We start from the raw sequence: 14,908 nt of genomic DNA on the forward strand, positions 1-14,908 counted from the left end.
ACATTATTCGCAACAGTAAGCGGTAAGGTTAAGTTTGAGCGTTACGGCCGTGACCGTAAGAAGGTTTCTGTTTACGAGATTGAGCAGTAACAGCCATAACGTGACAATAAATCCCGAGCTTATGCTTGGGATTTTTCATTAGAAACGGAGGTCAGAAATGTTCGTTGATCAGGCGAGGATAAAAATCAAAGCAGGAGACGGCGGCGACGGTGCGGTATCATTCCACCGTGAAAAGTATGTAGCGGCAGGCGGACCCGACGGCGGCGACGGCGGACGAGGTGGAGATGTGGTCTTTCAGGTCGATGATAATTTCTCGACCCTTATTGACTTCAGATATAAAAGAAAATACGTGGCTCAGCGCGGCGAAAACGGCAGCGGAAGAAACTGTACAGGCAAGAGTGCTCCGCCGCTTGTAATCAAAGTGCCGAGAGGAACTGTTATCCGTGAAGCCAAAAGCGGCAGAATAATGGCAGATATGTCAAGCGATGAGCCAAAGGTCATCGCAAGAGGCGGTCAGGGCGGCAAGGGCAATGTTCACTTTGCTACTTCTACCCGTCAGATACCTAAATTTGCGAAGCCCGGATATCCCGGAGAAGAGTTTGAAGTAACTCTCGAACTGAAGCTTCTTGCAGATGTAGGACTTGTGGGCTATCCGAATGTGGGCAAATCAACACTTATCTCAGTAGTAAGTGCTGCCAAGCCGAAGATAGCAAATTACCATTTTACAACATTAACGCCCGTTCTGGGAGTTGTCAGAGTTGACGAGGAAAGATCATTCGTCATGGCTGATATCCCAGGACTTATCGAAGGTGCAGGAGACGGCGTAGGACTCGGTCACGAGTTCCTCAGACACGTTGAAAGATGCCGCCTTATCGTCCATGTAGTCGATGTTTCGGGGATTGAAGGGCGCGATCCCTGTGAGGACTTTGAGGTCATAAATGCCGAGCTCGCTAAATTCAATGAAGAGCTTGCAGAGCGTCCTCAGATAGTAGCTGCCAATAAATCGGATATGGCTACAGAGGAGCAGATCGAGAAGTTTCGCAAATATATCGAGGATAAGAATATACCATTTTTCTGTATTTCAGCTGCAACTACTCAGGGAACAGCTGCTCTTATGGACAAGGTTTCAGAGGTGCTCGATACACTTCCGCCTATAAGAGAATTTGAGGCAGAGCCTATCCCGCAGGCAGAGCTTGACGAGATGCTCGGCGTTGATAAGAAGTTTGAGGTAACAGTTGAGGACGGTATCTACTTTGTAGATGCTCCGTGGATACAGCCTATCATGCGTACTGTTGATCCTGACGACTATTCGTCTCTACAGTATTTCCAGCGCGTACTTATCAACAGCGGTATCATTGCTAAGCTTGAAGAGATGGGGATTCAGGAGGGCGACACAGTAAACCTTGAAGGTTTCGAGTTCGACTTTATCAACTGATATGAGTACAGAAAAATTAACTGAGCGTGAAGCTAATACATATAGTCCGCTGACACTTGCATTTTTAGGTGACAGCGTTTACGATACACTTGTGAGAGAGTATCTGCTCCGACAGGCGAATATGCCTGTTGCGAAGCTCCATTCGGCAAAGATAAAGCTTGTATGCGCAGAGTTCCAGTCAAAGGCGTATGACCTTGTGGCTGAGCAGCTCAGTGACCATGAGCTTGCGGTGCTGAAAAGGGGAAGGAATGCCACGGGAAATACCGTGCCCAAACACGCAGATGCTGCGGAATACCGCAGGGCAACTGCTCTGGAATGTCTTTTCGGATATCTTTACCTCACAGGCGGAAACCAGCGTATAAGGGAACTTTTTGAACTTATAATAAATTCTGATATCAATGAACAGATAGGAGTGTAAAAACAATGTCAGGTCATTCAAAATGGAATAACATCAAGCGTAAGAAGGAAGCGACCGATGCTGCAAAGGGTAAGATCTTTACAAAGATCGGACGTGAGATCACAGTTGTTGTAAAGGAAGGCGGTTCTGATCCTAATAACAATGCAAAGCTTCGTGATCTTATTGCTAAGGCAAAGGCAAACAACGTGCCTAACGACAATATCGACCGTATCATCAAGAAGGCAGCAGGCGACGGCGACAAGAACAACTATGAGAATATCACTTACGAGGGATATGGTCCTAACGGTGTAGCTGTTATCGTTGAGTGTCTTACAGACAACAGAAACAGAACAGCAGGTGAAGTTCGTCACTATTTCGATAAGTTCGGCGGCAATCTCGGTACTATCGGCTGTGTATCATTTATGTTCACTAACAAGGGTGTAGTTATCCTTGAGAATACAGGACTCGATGAGGACAAGGTAATGGAAGATGTATTCGAGTTCGGCGGTGAGGACTTTGATATCAACGATGAGACAGTTGAGATCGAGTGCGCTCCCGAGAGTGTTCACGCTCTTCGTGAAGGACTTACAGAAAAGGGCTACAATGTAATTTCTGCTGAGTCTGAGATGATCCCTTCAACTTATACAACTCTTACAGACGAGGATCACATCAAGAAGATGAATCTTCTCCTTGAGCATCTCGAAGAGAACGATGACGTTCAGAACGTTTATCATAACTGGGAAATGCCAGACGAAGAATAATGACATACAATGGAGAATAGAGAGGATATCTTTATTCTCCATTTTTTATAAGGAGAAGATATATGGCTGTAACAATAAACAAGGTGAGCAGCGATACAGAACTGAAAGAAGTAGCTGTACTGGCTGACAGCATATGGCATGAGTGCTTTGTTGATATAATAAGCACAGGACAGATAGATTATATGGTGGAAAAATTCCAGTCGTATGAGGCTATGACAAAGCAGATAAGCGAACAGGATTACAGGTATTATGCAGTTCGTGATGAGGGGGAGCTTTGCGGCTACATAGGCATGAAGCCCGAAAAAGATGAACGCTTTTTCCTTAGCAAGCTTTACCTCAGAAGTGATAAGCGCGGAAAGGGAATAGCTTCCCAAATGCTTGAAAAGGTATTTGAAGAGGCGAGAGCCTGTGGAAAAAAACAGGTCTATCTTACAGTAAACAAGCATAACGATCACGCCATAGCTGTGTATAAAAAAACAGGCTTCAAGGTCATAGATGAAGTCGTTACCGATATCGGAAACGGTTATGTTATGGACGATTATATCTTTGGATATGATTTTTGATGTTTTTATGTGCTAACATTCATATGTTGACTTAATGCTCGGTATAATGTATAATAAAGTTCGTTATATGAGGGAGTAGTTAACATACGACGTATGCGGCAAGCCGACATACTGACCGAAATCGGTCCGGTTTTGCCTTAAATAATGAGACTCATGTACGGCTTTATTGCTGTACCTGAGTATATGTTCGGGTACGCAGGTATCCGAATTTTTTTATGAGAGGACGTTTCTATGACATTAACTGAACTTTTATTGATATCCGTCGGACTTGCAATGGACGCATTTGCTGTATCGGTCTGTAAGGGGCTGAGCATGAAAAAAATAGACCTGAAAGGCGGAGTTATAACAGCTTTATTTTTTGGTGTATTTCAGGGAGTAATGCCTGCGATCGGTTATTTTCTCGGAAGTCGTTTTGCCAATGTGATAAGCTCCTTCAGCCACTGGGTATCATTCGGACTTCTCGCAATTATCGGCGGCAAAATGGTATTTGAAGCTATAAAAGGTGATGACGAGGACGAAGGCAGCAAGGAGTACAGACTTGATATAAAAGAGCTTCTGCTGCTTGCAATTGCTACAAGCATTGATGCTCTTGCTGTAGGAATAGTATTTGCTGCGGAAAAGACCGACTTGTTCTTCTCTGTGACAATGATAGGCGTTATAACATTTGCACTTTCACTGGCAGGAGTATTTATCGGACACAAGTTCGGAAGCAGATACGAAAAAGGTGCAGAGATAGCAGGCGGCTTTATACTTATAGGTATAGGCGTAAAGCTTCTGCTTGAAGGCTTTGGCGTTATATAAAGAAAAGGACTGCAAGGAGAGCCTCCCTCTGGCGAAATCGTTGCAAAAAATTACCGAGCCCATACTTTCAGGCTCGGTAATATTTTTTCGCTAAGGGAAGCTAACTTAAAGCAGTCCTTTTTATCATTATTCGGGTGAAGCAGTCACTTCAACTTTTGCTGTTATCTCACAAAGACCGAGGAGATACTTCTGTATATGGAGTGCGTCCTGTGTTGTAACACCATCGCCAGTATTCCATACATCTGCATTGGATCTTCCTATAGAAGTGATGTGATTTGCGTCAGTACCGTTTACATCATACTTGTTTGGATTAGCAAGAGCCTGCATAATGAGAACTACGTCTGACATATCAATAGTTCCGTCGCAGTTTGCGTCACCGTATGCGACTTTGGCAGGAGTTACCTTGATAGTGTATGAAGTGATCTCTGTTTCCTTGTCTTTTTCAGCAGTAACATCGTTTTCGGTAAAAGTATATCTGCCGTCCTTTGAAGTGAAATTGCCGAATGTATAAGACTTGGCACTCTTTGGTATCGTGGGGATATATACATAAGGATCGTATTTTGATGTATCAATATCCACATTTCCTGTGAATTCTCTTCCATCTTCGAGTATGATAGTTTCTTTTCCGACGATAGCGGCATCGTGTACAGCCTTGCCTGTTTCCTTGTCTACTACAGTTACGGTATATGAACCGTTAGGCATCTCGGGCTTAGCTCTTTTAGTAAGCTTTACAGTATAATAATGGATATTATTTGTGTCATCGTTTTCATAAGAAATATCATTTTCATCAAATGTATAGTATACATGCTGACTCATGCTTCTTACAGCGAGTGATACTACCTTAGCGTCTTTATACTTTTCAAAGCTTATTACAGCAGGGTTTGCATCTGCGGTGTTGAGTGCCTCTAAAGGACCTGAGGATATTTCCTCACCGTTTAGTTCGTATCTGATATCCCATGAAAGAATGAAGTTTGCATCGTTTACAAGATCGCCTGTTTCCTTATCGACAGCTTTTACAACGTATGAATAAGGCAGTATCACAGTTGTGGTTACAGAAGGGGAAGAAGTGGTAGTTGTTGATGTAGTAGTAGTAGTAGTAGTAGTAGTAGTAGTAGTAGTAGTTGTTGTTGTTGTTGTTGTGCTTGTGGTAGTAGTAGTGGTTTCTCCGCCAATATCCGTACTCCATACAGCAGTGAATGCGATACCCATACCAGGCTCTGCACCGAGGATGACGTACTCTTCACCCGGCTGTATAATAACATCACCGTACTGCCAGCCGCTGAACTTTGAATTTTCCTTTACTACAGTACACTCGGGAGCAACAATAGCAGTATCTGTATAACCAGGTACTTTGATATTATCGGAAGAATTTGAGTTCTGCTTGAATACAACCACATATCTGATAGGCTCCCATATAGGCATCATAATAACATCGTTTCCTGGCATTTCAAAATAAGAATTAGGATCGTAATCCTTGCCGTCAGTCTCACAGTGCCATTTTGACATTTTGAAACCGTTTCTTGAAAAACGTGTATTGCTCTGGATATTGGTTGAATCGCCCTCAGCGATCTCGAATTCGAGTTTTGTTACACCGTTTATTCTGTCAGCGTCACCGACAGTATAGATAAGATTATACATCTTTTTGTAGTTTGGATAAAGAGTTATATCCTTATCGTTGACAACGAGTTTGGTTTCGGGCAGAAACTCGTTAACACCGTCTGTCCAGCCTCTTTGTTTGTATCCCGGATTATTGAAAACGTCCAGCGGCACTTTGATTATACGGCCTGTGAGTAATTTTTTATCAGGAACTCTCAGTTTTGCGTCCTCATCTTCTACGCCGTTGATTATGACTTTATAAGAGATAGTGTGGAATTCCTTGTCGTTTTTATCTACCCATACAGGGTGTAGAGTTACGTCTTTATCACTTATGCGGAATACGTCCGATGATTCATAGCCTCGTATGAAGTCCTCGGTCCAGCCTGAGAAAGAATAACCTTCCTTTTCAGGGATGATATCCGTTAAGAAGACGCTTGAGTTAGGTGATACACTGATGTCTTTAAGTTCCTGAACATTTCCGTCCTCGTCTTCAGGAATAGTAACTCCTTCTTCACTAAGATCATAGTGGAGCGTGCAGGATGTTTTTTCTTCCGTTTCAGCTATGCAAGTCAGACCTGATGTCATCGAGCACACAGCTATTGATGCAGAAGCTGTAAATGCTGATAATGATTTCAATAATTGTTTCATATTGCCCTCCCAACTGATGCAGAAGCATCATTATGTATCCGATATCGACGGATACTACCTGAATGAATTGGTTTTCGGATCATAGACATAACCGATTCGGCTCAATTTTGAACGGATATCCTCCTCGGGTGTGCAGAGACTCTTGCAGAGTTCCTCAAATGTCGGGTACTCGTCACGAAGAAGAGTATTGATATAACTAAGTAAGATCACGGGGTCGTTAGGTAAACTCATAAATGCTCCTTTGCCGTAATGGCGGTGATATCGTTTGGAATGCAGTGCAGGACATTCCTTGAACTGTGCGGAAACAGCGTTGTTCCGCTGATTATGTATATGCTATAAAAATAATATACAATAATAAAGTCGGTTTGTCAATAAATATTCTAAAAAGTAAAGCGTGAATTTTACGTAAATATGTTTTATGAAATAATGTAAATTCGACTGCATATAATAGCGCAAAAATTGCACAGGCCATAACGGCAAAAGGGCAAAAATCACGTTTTGACAACAATAAATAATTAGAAAAGTATTAAACAAATTAAAAAATAATCAAAAACTTGACGAAGCGTAAGTTATTACCGCTGCATTACTATGCCTATGCGTATGGTCAGAGCGTTGACAGTTGTAAATGTTTGCAAAGTCTAAACACAGATGATTATGCAGTATTGTGCAAAATGTACAGTAAAAAAGAATTGAATTAGGCTAAAATGGAGATAGAAATTTGTCTTTATATATGATATAATATTAAGGATATGTGAGATGTGGTATGTCATCTCATATTATTTATGTGTGACATTGTTACATTTTTCACAGCTAAATTTAAGGAGGTCCATTTAATGAATTCAGCTAAATCAACTGTTCCCTTTAAGGGTACTCCCGAGCAGGAGGCTGAGCTCCTCAAGGTCATCGAAGAAAAGAAGAACGATAAGGGTTCTCTTATGCCGATCCTTCAGAAGGCTCAGGAGATTTACGGCTACCTTCCGATCGAGGTTCAGGCAATTATTTCCGACAATACAGGTATCCCTCTCGAGAAGATATACGGTGTTGTTACCTTCTACGCTCAGTTCTCTCTTTATCCAAAGGGCGAATACACAATTTCAGTCTGTCTTGGTACAGCTTGCTATGTAAAGGGTTCCGGAGATATTTACAATAAGCTCCAGGAAAAGCTTGGAATAGGCGGAGGCGAATGTACTCCCGATGGTAAGTTCTCACTTGACGCTTGCCGCTGCATCGGTGCTTGCGGACTTGCACCAGTACTTACTGTCAACGAGGACGTTTACGGAAGACTCACTGTTGATGACGTTGACAAGATCATCGAAAAATACGCTTAATTCCAAACATTACCATTTAGGAGGTTAACTTATGAAAACTCTTGAAGAACTCAAGGTTGTCAGAGACAGCATGAAGGGCGAGGTTGCTCTCAGAACTAAGGATGGCAATGCTTCTTCAAAATATGAAAGACACGTTCTTGTCTGCGGCGGTACAGGCTGTACATCTTCAGGCTCACCAAAGATCATTGAAGAGCTCGAAAAGGAGTTCGCAGCAAAAGGACTTACAGATAAAGTACAGATCGTTAAGACAGGCTGCTTCGGTCTTTGTGAGCGCGGTCCTATTATGATCGTATATCCCGAGGGTTCATTCTACTCACGCGTTAAGGTAGAAGAGATCCCACGTATCGTTGATGAGCACCTCATCGGCGGCAACCCTGTTAAGGAATTCCTATATGAGGAAACAGTTTCTGGCGACGAGATCAAGTCACTTGACGATACATCATTCTACAAAAAGCAGCAACGTGTAGCTCTCAGAAACTGCGGTGTTATCAATCCTGAGAATATCAACGAATACATAGGTCGTGACGGTTATGAGGCTCTCGGTAAGGTCCTCACAAGCATGACTCCTGAGGACGTTATACAGACTATCCTCGATTCAGGTCTCCGTGGACGTGGAGGCGGCGGATTCCCAACAGGTATGAAGTGGAAGCTCGCAAGAAACATCGTTCCTAACGCTGATCAGAAGTACGTTTGCTGTAACGCTGACGAGGGCGACCCGGGTGCATTCATGGACCGTTCAGTTCTCGAAGGTGACCCACACGTTGTACTCGAAGCTATGACTATCGCTGGTTATGCTATCGGTGCTTCACAGGGTTACATCTACGTTCGTGCAGAGTATCCTATCGCTGTTGAGAGACTTAACATTGCTATCAAGCAGGCTCGTGAAGCAGGTATGCTCGGTAAGAACATCTTCGGTACAGATTTCTGCTTCGACATCGACCTCCGTCTCGGCGCAGGTGCGTTCGTTTGCGGTGAGGAAACTGCTCTTATGACTTCTATCGAAGGTAACCGCGGTGAGCCTCGTCCAAGACCTCCTTTCCCTGCAGAAAAAGGTCTTTTCCAGAAGCCTACTATCCTCAACAATGTTGAGACATATGCTAATATCCCACAGATCATCCTCAATGGTGCACAGTGGTTCGCATCAATGGGTACTGAGAAGTCAAAGGGTACTAAGGTATTCGCTCTCGGCGGTAAGATCAAGAACACAGGTCTCGTTGAAGTTCCTATGGGAACAACTCTCCGTGAAGTTATCGAAGAGATCGGCGGCGGTATCCCGAACGGCAAGAAGTTCAAGGCTGCTCAGACAGGTGGTCCTTCAGGCGGATGTATCGATCCTTCAAACTTCGATATCCCGATCGACTATGATAACCTCATCGGTATCGGTTCAATGATGGGTTCAGGCGGACTTATCGTTATGGACGAAGATAACTGTATGGTTGATATTGCTAAGTTCTTCCTCGAATTCACTGTTGACGAGTCATGCGGTAAGTGTACACCATGCCGTATCGGTACAAAGAGAATGTGGGAGATCCTTGACAAGATCACAAAGGGTAAGGGAACTCTCGAGGACCTCGACAAGCTCGAAGAACTTGCTTACCACATCAAGGCTAACTCACTCTGCGGACTTGGACAGACAGCTCCTAACCCTGTTCTCTCTACACTCAGATGCTTCCGTGACGAGTATATCGCTCACGTTGTTGATAAGAAGTGTCCTGCAGGCGTATGTAAGGACCTCCTCAGCTTCGAGATTGAAAAGGATAAGTGTATCGGCTGCGGTATGTGTGCTAAGCAGTGTCCTGCTTCCGCTATCACAAGAACAGATTACATCGCTCCAGGCAAGAAGCTTGCTGCAATGGAGATCGACAAGACTAAGTGCGTGAAGTGCGGTGCTTGTATCGCTACATGTAAGTTCAAGGCAATCATCAAGAAGTAAGCGGAGGATTAGTAATGGAAAATATTACAGTAAAAATCAACGGTGTTGAATTAGAAGTCCCCAAGGGCACTACTGTTCTTGAAGCTGCTCACATGGCTGGATTTGAAATTCCTACACTTTGCTATATGAAGGAGATCAACGAGATCGGTGCCTGCCGTATCTGCGTTACAGAAGTCAACGAGGGCAGAGGCTTCCGTCTTGTAGCAGGCTGCGTATATCCATGTTCAAACAATATGGAGATACTCACAAGCTCACCAAAGGTTATCGCTGCAAGAAAGAAGACACTTGAGCTTATCCTTTCAACACATGACAGAAAGTGTCTCTCATGTGTAAGAAGCGGTAACTGTGAGCTTCAGAAGCTTGCTAAGGACTACGGCGTTGAAGACGCTACAGTATTTGACGGTGTTAAGAACGAGTATGAGGTAGACAATTCTGCTGCTCATATGTATCGTGACAACAATAAGTGTATCCTTTGCCGCCGTTGCGTAGCTGTATGTGCTAAGACACAGGGCATCGGCGTTATCGGCGCTAACGAGAGAGGCTTCAAGACATATATCGGTTCTGCATTTGACATGGGACTCGGCGAAACAAGCTGTGTATCTTGCGGTCAGTGTATCGCAGTATGTCCTGTTGGTGCACTTTCTGAAAAGGATTACACTAATGAAGTTCTTGCAGCTATCGCTGATCCTGAGAAGACAGTTCTCGTTCAGACAGCTCCTGCTGTACGTGCTGGTCTTGGTGAATGCTTCGGCAATCCGATCGGTACAAACGTAGAAGGTAAAATGGCTGCTGCTCTTCGCAGACTCGGATTCGATAAGGTATTTGATACAGACTTTGCTGCTGACCTTACAATCATGGAAGAAGCTACTGAGTTCCTTGATCGTTTCAAGAACGGCGGAACACTTCCTCTTATCACATCATGTTCACCAGGATGGATCAAGTTCTGTGAGCACTACTATCCTGATCTTCTTCCACATCTTTCAAGCTGTAAGTCACCACAGCAGATGTTCGGTGCAACTGCTAAGACATACTATGCTCAGAAGATGGGTATTGATCCTAAGAATATCGTTATGGTATCTATCATGCCATGTACAGCTAAGAAGTTCGAGATCGGCAGACCTGATCAGAGCGCTGCAGGCGTACCTGATGTTGATTATGCTCTCACAACTCGTGAGCTCGGCAGAATGATCGAGCGTGCAGGTATCCTCTTCAACTCACTTCCTGAGGAGAAGTTTGATGATCCGCTCGGACTTTCAACAGGTGCTGCTGTTATCTTTGGTGCTACAGGTGGTGTTATGGAAGCTGCTCTCAGAACAGCTGTATACACACTCACAGGCGAAAACGTAACAGATCTTCCTGAGGTTCGTGGTACAAAGGATATCAAGGAAGCTACATACAATGTTGCAGGCACAGATGTTAAGGTAATCGTTACAAGCGGTCTTGCTAACGCAAGAAAAGTTCTTGACGATATCAGAGCAGGCAAGTGTGATGCACAGTTCATCGAAGTTATGGCTTGTCCTGGCGGCTGTGTAAACGGTGGCGGTCAGCCACAGGTTCCAATGGGCGTTAGAAACTTTGTTGACATCAGAGAAGAGAGAGCTAAGGTTCTCTATAATCTTGACAAGTCAATGCCTCTCAGACAGTCTCATGAAAACCCTGCTGTTAAGAAGGTTTATGAAGAATTCTTCGAGAAGCCGGGCAGCCACAAGGCACATGAGGTTCTCCATACAACATATGTAAAGAGAAAAGTTAACGAAATATAATGAATAGCTGAATTCATTAAGAGCGGACTTTATGTCCGCTCTTTTTTATGACGGTTTATTGACATAAACAGAATAAAGTGTTATAATTAATATGAGCTTAATAATCGTTTTATGGCGGTTAGTGCCTCGAATGAAATTCGGGGAGCGCAAATTAATTAATATAAAATAAATTTGCGCATCACATTAATTAGGAATAATAAAAAATGGGGGGAAGTAAATGGATAAGGTGTGTGAATTCTGTGCCGCAAAAGTGGTAACAGGTATACTGACAACTCCATATGCTGTTCAGTTTTATCCTGAGGGCGAGGAAAAAAAATTAAAGCCCAAAAGAAGTCAGGTCATCTGTGATGCTTGTCCGCAGTGCGGACATATTCAGAATCTTCGTCTGAAGGATCCTGAAAACATTATGAAGTATCGTTATACTATTCTTGATGACTGATCAAGTTGGTTTTACGTTCAAAGCGGAAATAAAGTTTATGTGATGAATAAAATAAATCTGCATGAGCAATAATACTTCCAAAAGGAGGTAATCATCATGCAGACTAATTTTAACGACAGTCAGACAAAAGTAAATCTTATGAGAGCCTTTGCAGGTGAATGTCAGTCCCGTCAGCGTTACTATCAGGCAGCGTTGAAAGCGCAGCAGCAGAATCTTGTGGGACTTGAGAGAATGTTCCGCTTTACTGCTGAGCAGGAGGAACGTCATGCTTTGGTATTCTGGAAACTGATGAAGGAAGCAGCAGGGCAGAGCATTGATATAAGTGCAGGATTTCCTGCGGACGTATTCGATGAGGTTCAGCAGCTTCTTGATGCATCAGGAAAGGAAGAGGAGAAGGAGTATTCTGTGGTTTATCCTGATTTTGCACGTATTGCTGCAAATGAAGGATTTCAAGATACAGCCTCTAAATTCAGAATGATCGCAGAGATCGAAGACAGTCACCGTAAACGTTTTGCTTACTATGCAAAGCTTTACCGTGAGGACAAGCTTTTCCGCAGTGACGATACTGAGCAAAGATGGATATGTCTTAATTGCGGACATATCCACACAGGTACGGAACCTCCGAGGGATTGCCCTGTGTGCAATGCTCAGCAAGGATATTTTATACGTGAAACGGAAGCGGCTTTTACGTCATGTGATATCATAGGCAAATAGTTTATACCCTTAGTGTATAAGAATAAGCCCGAAAGCAGTTCAGAGACATTGCTTTCGGGCTGTTTATTTGTATTACAGTTTAAGACGCTGTTTTTTTATTTTTTTCATAATAACAAAGAATACGATTATTTCGACGGTGAATGTCATTGCCCATGATATAAGATATGAAAGATACAGGCTTTTGAGAGTGTGATACTGCGGTATCCTGAAAACTATATATATCCAGCCAAGTCTCATTCCCACAACACCTGCTACAGTGATAAGCATAGGCAGTACAGAGCGTCCCAGACCTCTTATAAGACCTGTTGCAACGTCCATAAGACCGCACAGGAAATATGGTATCATAATATATGTCATACGAACGATACCGTAATCAATAGCTTTTTCCGAGTCTGTTATATATATGGAAAGAAGAGGTCTGCCGAAGAAAAGTGCTGTTAGACCTAATACAAGTCCTGTACAGAATACGGATATGAGACACACCCATGTTATCTTGCGTATCCTGTCGATTTTTCCTGCACCGTAGTTCTGACCTGTGAAGTTAAGCGCAGTCTGACTGTAGGAGTTCATTGAAGTATAGACAAAGCCCTCTATATTCTGTGCAGCTGCATTTCCTGAATTTGCAATAGCTCCGAAGGAATTTATTGACGACTGTATTATTACGTTGGATATTGCAAACAGAGAGGACTGTATGCCTGCGGGGAAACCTATCTGTAGAATTCTTTTCAGCTGCCTACCGTATATGTGCATCTTTTTCAGTTCAAGCTTGCAGGCATCGTCTCTTCTCATCAGTGCTCGTATTATCAGTGCAGCCGAGAGAGCCTGAGATATAACTGTTGCAAGTGCAACTCCCGAAACATTCATTTTGAAACCGATAACAAATATCAGGTTCAATACAACGTTCAGTATTCCTGCGGCGGTAAGATAATAAAGCGGACTTTTTGTGTCTCCTGCGGCTCTTAAAATAGCTGAGCCGAAATTATAAAGCATACTTGCGATCGTTCCGCAGAAGTATATCCTCATATACGAAACAGCAAGGTCGAGCTGGTCGGGGTGAGTATGCATAAGGCGGAGAAAAGTCTCGGAAAAGACAACGCCCACGACGGTCAGTACAGAACCGCATATCAGAGCTGTAGGTATGGCTGTATGAACTGTCCTGCGGACATCTTCACTTCTTCCCGAGCCTATACCGTGCGCAACTGTTACGCCTGCACCGACAGAAAGACCTATAAAAAGGTTGACCATGAGATTAATGAGAGCACCTGTAGCTCCAACCGCTCCAACAGAATTGCTGCCGTTGCACTGTCCTACAACAACAAGGTCGGCGGCATTGAATAAGAGCTGGAGGATACCTGTCAGGATAATAGGTATGGTATAGAGTATGACTCTGCTTACCAGAGGTCCCTCGCACATATCATAGGATTTGCTTTGCATAAAAACTCCTAACTGCCGCACGAATGGCGGCGATATAAAAAACGGCGCAAAAAAGCCCCCGAAGGGACTTTTTTAATCATTGGTGTTTTTTCTTATTCTTGCGATCTCCTGATCTTTTTTCCACAGGAAGCTTATATGTGCTTCTGTACCGTTCTGGATACGTTTGAAGTTTTCAATGTGCTTGAATAGTATTACAAGTGATATTACTGAAAGGATAGAAGTACCTATTGGATCGCCCGTCATAAGAGCATAGGCAAGGGTGAATATGACCGAGCCGGTTATGGGGACTACACATACATAGTCCAGTGAGAAGCCGAGAAAGATCTCGAACATGAGCATAGTAATAAAGAGTATGGGATTAAAAGCAAGAATAGTACCGCCAAGTGAAGCAAGGCCTTTTCCGCCGTGGAACTTCATGAGCACAGGGAAAATGTGACCGAGTATGCAGCAGGCTCCCGACAGTATCTTTGCGAACTTTATCTGCGGAAACAGATAATAGGCGATAAGCGAAGCTGCCACAGCCTTTGCGATATCGAAAAGTGCCACAAAAAGACCTGCTTTTTTTCCTATTGTAATAACAGCATTTGAAGCACCCGCATTACCTGATCCTCTTTGCCTTATGTCAAAGCCTTTAAATTTCGAGAGAATGAATGCGGGATTGATGTTACCAAAGAAGTAACCGAGCAAGGCGCAGAGCATGATCTGCATAGATGATCCCCCCTATAAGTGCCGTAGTATATAAATCCCTTGTTAAAAAAATATCTAATGACCTTTATTCAATATTATATTACCATATTTTCACGAAAAAGTAAATACCCTGAAAGAAATCTGAGTTCTGCATAAAAAATATTTGAAAAAGTTGTTTCGGTTTGAAAGAAATATACGATTAGAGTATATGAAGGGACAAAAAACAATGCGCATTGAAAAGAAATATCCTGAAAAATCCGAGTTCAGCTAAAAATTTGAAAAAATTGTTTCGGTTTGAAGTAAATTTACGATTAGAGTATATGAAAGGGAAAAACGATGCGCATTGAAAAGTAATACCCTTAAAAAAATCCGAGTTCAGCAAAAAAATTGAAAAAGTTGTTTCGGTTTG

15 protein-coding genes are annotated in these 14,908 nt (G+C 43.1%); 11 read left to right on the forward strand and 4 right to left on the reverse strand.

Going from position 1 to position 14,908, the window contains the following annotated elements:
- The 6 genes from QZZ41_RS05785 to QZZ41_RS05810 form a co-directional block, all read left to right on the forward strand.
- Positions 1–90, forward strand: a 90-nt coding sequence (locus QZZ41_RS05785) for a 50S ribosomal protein L27 (protein WP_295069666.1), incomplete at its 5' end; no start/stop codon positions are given.
- A 67-nt stretch (positions 91–157) separates the two neighbouring features.
- On the forward strand, positions 158–1,435 hold the full coding sequence (obgE, locus tag QZZ41_RS05790; RefSeq protein ID WP_074714026.1) for a GTPase ObgE: 1,278 nt from the start codon (positions 158–160) through the stop codon (positions 1,433–1,435).
- A gap of 1 nt (position 1,436) precedes the next feature.
- On the forward strand, positions 1,437–1,853 hold the full coding sequence (locus QZZ41_RS05795; protein WP_295069413.1) for a ribonuclease III domain-containing protein: 417 nt from the start codon (positions 1,437–1,439) through the stop codon (positions 1,851–1,853).
- A gap of 5 nt (positions 1,854–1,858) precedes the next feature.
- On the forward strand, positions 1,859–2,593 hold the full coding sequence (locus tag QZZ41_RS05800; protein ID WP_295069415.1) for a YebC/PmpR family DNA-binding transcriptional regulator: 735 nt from the start codon (positions 1,859–1,861) through the stop codon (positions 2,591–2,593).
- Positions 2,594–2,655: 62 nt separating this feature from the next.
- On the forward strand, positions 2,656–3,156 hold the full coding sequence (locus tag QZZ41_RS05805) for a GNAT family N-acetyltransferase (protein WP_295069417.1): 501 nt from the start codon (positions 2,656–2,658) through the stop codon (positions 3,154–3,156).
- Positions 3,157–3,387: 231 nt separating this feature from the next.
- On the forward strand, positions 3,388–3,957 hold the full coding sequence (locus QZZ41_RS05810) for a manganese efflux pump MntP family protein (RefSeq protein WP_295069419.1): 570 nt from the start codon (positions 3,388–3,390) through the stop codon (positions 3,955–3,957).
- Positions 3,958–4,083: 126 nt separating this feature from the next.
- Here the strand turns inward: QZZ41_RS05810 and QZZ41_RS05815 are convergent, their stop codons facing one another.
- The gene (locus tag QZZ41_RS05815) at positions 4,084–6,201 is read right to left on the reverse strand and encodes a dockerin type I repeat-containing protein (protein ID WP_295069421.1); all 2,118 of its coding nucleotides are present in this window, start codon (positions 6,199–6,201) and stop codon (positions 4,084–4,086) included.
- 54 nt (positions 6,202–6,255) lie between these two features.
- Positions 6,256–6,432, reverse strand: a complete 177-nt coding sequence (locus QZZ41_RS05820; protein ID WP_074714022.1) for a DUF4250 domain-containing protein — start codon at positions 6,430–6,432, stop codon at positions 6,256–6,258.
- 602 nt (positions 6,433–7,034) lie between these two features.
- Between QZZ41_RS05820 and QZZ41_RS05825 the strand changes: the two genes are divergently transcribed.
- From QZZ41_RS05825 to QZZ41_RS05845, 5 genes are all read left to right on the forward strand, one after another.
- Entirely contained in the window at positions 7,035–7,529 is a 495-nt protein-coding gene (locus QZZ41_RS05825) for an NAD(P)H-dependent oxidoreductase subunit E (protein WP_019678580.1), read from the forward strand.
- Positions 7,530–7,599: 70 nt separating this feature from the next.
- Complete coding sequence (locus tag QZZ41_RS05830) at positions 7,600–9,462, forward strand: NADH-quinone oxidoreductase subunit NuoF (RefSeq protein ID WP_295069668.1); 1,863 nt, start codon at positions 7,600–7,602, stop codon at positions 9,460–9,462.
- Positions 9,463–9,476: 14 nt separating this feature from the next.
- Positions 9,477–11,225 (forward strand): NADH-dependent [FeFe] hydrogenase, group A6, encoded by a 1,749-nt coding sequence (locus QZZ41_RS05835; protein WP_295069425.1) that lies wholly within the window; start codon positions 9,477–9,479, stop codon positions 11,223–11,225.
- A 217-nt stretch (positions 11,226–11,442) separates the two neighbouring features.
- A complete protein-coding gene (locus QZZ41_RS05840; protein WP_074714020.1) occupies positions 11,443–11,664 on the forward strand; it encodes a hypothetical protein in 222 nt (73 codons plus the stop codon).
- Positions 11,665–11,760: 96 nt separating this feature from the next.
- Positions 11,761–12,378 carry a rubrerythrin family protein gene (locus tag QZZ41_RS05845; RefSeq protein ID WP_295069427.1) on the forward strand — a complete coding sequence of 206 codons (618 nt, stop codon included), beginning with the start codon at positions 11,761–11,763 and terminating at the stop codon, positions 12,376–12,378.
- 72 nt (positions 12,379–12,450) lie between these two features.
- On the opposite strand, the gene QZZ41_RS05850 is transcribed toward QZZ41_RS05845, so the two are convergent.
- Positions 12,451–13,812, reverse strand: coding sequence for an MATE family efflux transporter (locus QZZ41_RS05850; RefSeq protein WP_295069429.1), 1,362 nt, complete (start codon positions 13,810–13,812; stop codon positions 12,451–12,453).
- A gap of 72 nt (positions 13,813–13,884) precedes the next feature.
- Complete coding sequence (locus QZZ41_RS05855; protein WP_074714017.1) at positions 13,885–14,520, reverse strand: glycerol-3-phosphate acyltransferase; 636 nt, start codon at positions 14,518–14,520, stop codon at positions 13,885–13,887.
- Between the last annotated feature and the right edge of the window lie 388 nt (positions 14,521–14,908).

Source organism: Ruminococcus sp. (assembly GCF_016283395.1).

What these genes read in the sequence shown, in the direction of transcription:
- obgE (WP_074714026.1), top strand. Translation starts at nt 158, where the DNA reads ATGTTCGTTGATCAGGCGAGGATAAAAATCAAAGCAGGAGACGGCGGC.
- QZZ41_RS05795 (WP_295069413.1), top strand. Translation starts at nt 1,437, where the DNA reads ATGAGTACAGAAAAATTAACTGAGCGTGAAGCTAATACATATAGTCCG.
- QZZ41_RS05800 (WP_295069415.1), top strand. Translation starts at nt 1,859, where the DNA reads ATGTCAGGTCATTCAAAATGGAATAACATCAAGCGTAAGAAGGAAGCG.
- QZZ41_RS05805 (WP_295069417.1), top strand. Translation starts at nt 2,656, where the DNA reads ATGGCTGTAACAATAAACAAGGTGAGCAGCGATACAGAACTGAAAGAA.
- QZZ41_RS05810 (WP_295069419.1), top strand. Translation starts at nt 3,388, where the DNA reads ATGACATTAACTGAACTTTTATTGATATCCGTCGGACTTGCAATGGAC.
- QZZ41_RS05815 (WP_295069421.1), bottom strand. Translation starts at nt 6,201, where the DNA reads ATGAAACAATTATTGAAATCATTATCAGCATTTACAGCTTCTGCATCA.
- QZZ41_RS05820 (WP_074714022.1), bottom strand. Translation starts at nt 6,432, where the DNA reads ATGAGTTTACCTAACGACCCCGTGATCTTACTTAGTTATATCAATACT.
- QZZ41_RS05825 (WP_019678580.1), top strand. Translation starts at nt 7,035, where the DNA reads ATGAATTCAGCTAAATCAACTGTTCCCTTTAAGGGTACTCCCGAGCAG.
- QZZ41_RS05830 (WP_295069668.1), top strand. Translation starts at nt 7,600, where the DNA reads ATGAAGGGCGAGGTTGCTCTCAGAACTAAGGATGGCAATGCTTCTTCA.
- QZZ41_RS05835 (WP_295069425.1), top strand. Translation starts at nt 9,477, where the DNA reads ATGGAAAATATTACAGTAAAAATCAACGGTGTTGAATTAGAAGTCCCC.
- QZZ41_RS05840 (WP_074714020.1), top strand. Translation starts at nt 11,443, where the DNA reads ATGGATAAGGTGTGTGAATTCTGTGCCGCAAAAGTGGTAACAGGTATA.
- QZZ41_RS05845 (WP_295069427.1), top strand. Translation starts at nt 11,761, where the DNA reads ATGCAGACTAATTTTAACGACAGTCAGACAAAAGTAAATCTTATGAGA.
- QZZ41_RS05850 (WP_295069429.1), bottom strand. Translation starts at nt 13,812, where the DNA reads ATGCAAAGCAAATCCTATGATATGTGCGAGGGACCTCTGGTAAGCAGA.
- QZZ41_RS05855 (WP_074714017.1), bottom strand. Translation starts at nt 14,520, where the DNA reads ATGCAGATCATGCTCTGCGCCTTGCTCGGTTACTTCTTTGGTAACATC.